We start from the raw sequence: 3,506 nt of genomic DNA on the forward strand, positions 1-3,506 counted from the left end.
CATGCATGGTGGTCAGGTGGAATCCCTGAAGCTTATTCATAAACAGGATGATTCGGGTGAGTTTCAACGCGTGGTGCACTTAACAGGAGAGGCACGTGAAGTCATTCGCAACAACGACGTAGTCACTTGTTATATGCCCGATTCACAATCTGTGCTGGTGGGTGAGCGTCGATTTAATAATCATTTGTTATCCAAGTTAACTAAGAACTTTGAAGAATTTACCGGGAATTATGATTTTCGTGTAGATGGCAAGGGTCGTGTAGCCGGTCGAGACGCCACGATCATCGCAATTCAGCCTAAAGATAATTTCCGATATGGATATCGATTCTGGATTGATAATGGCAGTAGTTTATTGCTCAAATCCGATCTTTTGGCGGCGGATGGAGTGGTACTGGAACAACTGATGTTTGTTGAGTTGTCAGTGGTTGATATGATTCCCGATGATATGTTGAAACCCGCGGTGAATGGCGAGAGCTACACCTGGCACAATGGAAGGGATAAAACCGGTCAAGCAGCAGAAAAAACAGAAAATAGTAGTGCGTGGCAGGTGGTTCGTATGCCGGAGGGATTTGAGGTTACCGACCGCTCCAAACATAAAATGCCGGATAAAAATAAGCCGGTTGACTACCTGGTGGTAACTGATGGACTGGCAACTATATCTGTTTATATTGAGCAATTTGGTGTACAGAATGAAGGATTCGTTGGTGCATCCAGTATGGGTGCAGTTAATGTATATGGTTCATTATTAGATAAACATCATGTTACGGTTGTAGGCGAAGTGCCACAGCAAACCGTACAAATGATTGCAGAATCCATCTCTTCACAATAAGGACACGGCAATGCTCGAAGAGCAAGCAACCGTAGTTGCAGTAGAAAATGACACCATTTTGGTTGAAGTGCAACGTCAATCGGCGTGTGGGCAGTGTGCGGCGAATAAGGGTTGCGGTACTGGAGTACTGCAAAAAGTAATCGGTAATAAAAGAAATATCTTTCGAGTTATCGGTGAGTTGCCTGTCAAAGTTGGTGATAACGTCATTGTCGGTATCAATGAGAATGCGCTAGTGAGAGGTTCACTGATTATTTACGCGGTTCCTGTTGTGTTTATTATTTTATTTGCATTGCTGGGCGAAACTATTGCGCCGCAATCAATGTCAATAAACGCAGACTATGCGAGCATGACTGGCGCCCTGGTTGGTTTGGCCGTCAGTATCCTGGGATTGCGTTGGTATAATCGCAAGATCAGGAAGAACGCAGATTACCAGGCAGTGTTGTTACGTCATGCCAATATAATTACTATCCAGCCGGAATATAAATTACTTGGCTAAATTTTTATTTTTAAAATTGAGTTACAGGAGAAAGTAAGGTGCGTGCAATTGATGTAAGGCCTTTGTCTGTATTTATCGCGTTGATGATTTTTTCATTTGGAGTGGCTTCCGTTGATGCGCGTGAACTCCCAGATTTTACCAAGCTGGTAGAAAAAAATGGCGCAGCGGTGGTAAATATTAGTACAACGCAAAAAATCAAACATCCCCGTACTAGCAGACAACAACCATTTAAAGGTGAAGAGGTACCTGAAGGGCCGTTTGGTGATTTATTCAGGCATTTTTTTGGCGATGAAGAAGGTCGTGAATTTGAAGATTTTGATTCAAAGTCATTAGGTTCCGGGTTTATTATTTCTAAAGATGGTTACCTTTTAACGAATTACCATGTCATAAAAGATGCCAATGAAATTATTGTCAGACTCTCTGATCGCAGGGAGCTGGTTGCTGAAATGGTTGGTAATGATCCTCGCAGTGATATTGCCCTGTTGAAAATAGAAGGTGATGACTTGCCGGTGGTGGAAATTGGCAGCTCAGCATCCTTGAAAGTAGGTGAATGGGTATTGGCTATAGGTTCCCCATTTGGTTTCGACTATTCAGTAACTGCAGGTATCGTTAGTGCGAAGGGACGTAATTTGCCTCGCGAAAACTATGTGCCATTCATTCAAACTGATGTCGCAATTAATCCCGGAAACTCCGGCGGTCCGCTATTTAATCTCGATGGCAAAGTAATAGGTATTAACTCCCAGATTTACAGTCGTACCGGCGGTTTTATGGGGCTGTCCTTTGCGATACCTATTGATATGGTGATGAATGTTGTCAATCAGCTTAAAACGTCAGGACATGTTGCCAGGGGATGGTTAGGTGTACTGATTCAGGATGTTACCCGGGAGTTAGCGGAGTCGTTTGGTATGGATAAACCGCGAGGTGCTCTGGTCGCCAAGGTATTACCCGATAGCCCGGCAGAAAAAGCAGGATTTCAGGTTGGTGATGTTGTCGTAAAATTTGATGGTAGAAAAATTGTGCGATCATCCAACTTGCCACCTGTAGTTGGTATGACGCAGGTTGGTAAAAATGTCAAAGTGGAAATTTTGCGTAATGGTAAATCGAAAAAGCTGACTGTTAATCTGGGTGAGTTGCCTGATGAAGATACCAAGCTTGCCATTGCGCCCACGCCAAAAGCAGCAGAGGATAACAAACTGAATATCGTCGTAACTGATCTGACAGGAGAGCAGCGCAAGAGTCTTGAAATTAAGGAAAATGGTGTCCTGGTAAATAACGTTAGTTCGGGTCCTGCGCGCAAAGCAGGTGTACGTCGAGGAGACGTTATTTTAATGATTAACAACACTGATGTTAAAGATACCAAGCAGTTCAAGAAAATTGTCGATAACTTGCCTACTGGAAAATCGGTTCCTTTGTTGGTGCAGCGACGAGGTGGGCCTGTATTCCTGGCATTGAAACTGGCAAAAGACGATTAATCTGCGCGATAGAGATACAGGAAGATCGAGCATTACTGACTGATTTCGATTCAGCTGAATCTCAAATCTAATCTGATAAATCCTCATAACCGGGTTTACCTGTTTAGGTAAATCCGGTTTCTACGCTTAAGGCATGTGTATTTCAGCTCAAAATGGATTAGAATAGCGTGGCATTTCGGTCGCGGTAGGTGTGGTTGTAAGGTATTGTTTTTAATTGGTAAAGCTGACGTACCGGAATTATATTAAGGTATCGATGGCTTAATTTTCCCATCTTCAAGGTTTTAAAATGAAAAATGCTCTTATTCAATTAACAACAGAGATTAATAAGAGAAACTGACAAGAAAATTTTGCTACCTAATGTGTAGCTTTTAATAGCAGGTTTGTATGTCCCAGCTGGACCATATCCGAAATTTTTCCATAATTGCACACATCGACCATGGTAAATCTACCCTGGCGGATCGGTTTATCCAGTTATGCGGTGGGCTATCTGAACGAGAAATGGCTGAACAGGTCCTTGATTCTATGGATCTGGAACGGGAGCGCGGGATCACCATTAAGGCGCAAAGCGTTACCCTGAACTACAAAGCGCAAAACGGTGAAACTTATCAACTGAATTTTATTGATACCCCGGGACATGTTGATTTCTCTTACGAAGTCTCACGAAGTCTGGCAGCGTGTGAAGGGGCATTATTAGTTGTTGATGCGTCGC

General features: G+C 43.1%; 4 protein-coding genes. All 4 read left to right on the forward strand.

Annotated features, from left to right (window positions below; all coding sequences use genetic code 11):
- A partial coding sequence (locus ACWVCM_RS03390) for a MucB/RseB C-terminal domain-containing protein (protein WP_455200301.1) occupies positions 1-829 on the forward strand: 829 nt, incomplete at its 5' end.
- A gap of 10 nt (positions 830-839) precedes the next feature.
- Entirely contained in the window at positions 840-1,325 is a 486-nt protein-coding gene (locus ACWVCM_RS03395) for a SoxR reducing system RseC family protein (RefSeq protein ID WP_455200302.1), read from the forward strand.
- Between the two features lie 38 nt (positions 1,326-1,363).
- Complete coding sequence (locus tag ACWVCM_RS03400) at positions 1,364-2,797, forward strand: DegQ family serine endoprotease (protein WP_455200303.1); 1,434 nt, start codon at positions 1,364-1,366, stop codon at positions 2,795-2,797.
- 384 nt (positions 2,798-3,181) lie between these two features.
- Positions 3,182-3,506, forward strand: a 325-nt coding sequence (locus ACWVCM_RS03405) for a GTP-binding protein (RefSeq protein WP_455200304.1), incomplete at its 3' end; no start/stop codon positions are given.

Source organism: Kaarinaea lacus (assembly GCF_975902315.1).

Excerpts from the sequence above, each read along its gene's own strand:
- ACWVCM_RS03395 (WP_455200302.1), top strand. The coding sequence starts at position 840 with ATGCTCGAAGAGCAAGCAACCGTAGTTGCAGTAGAAAATGACACCATT.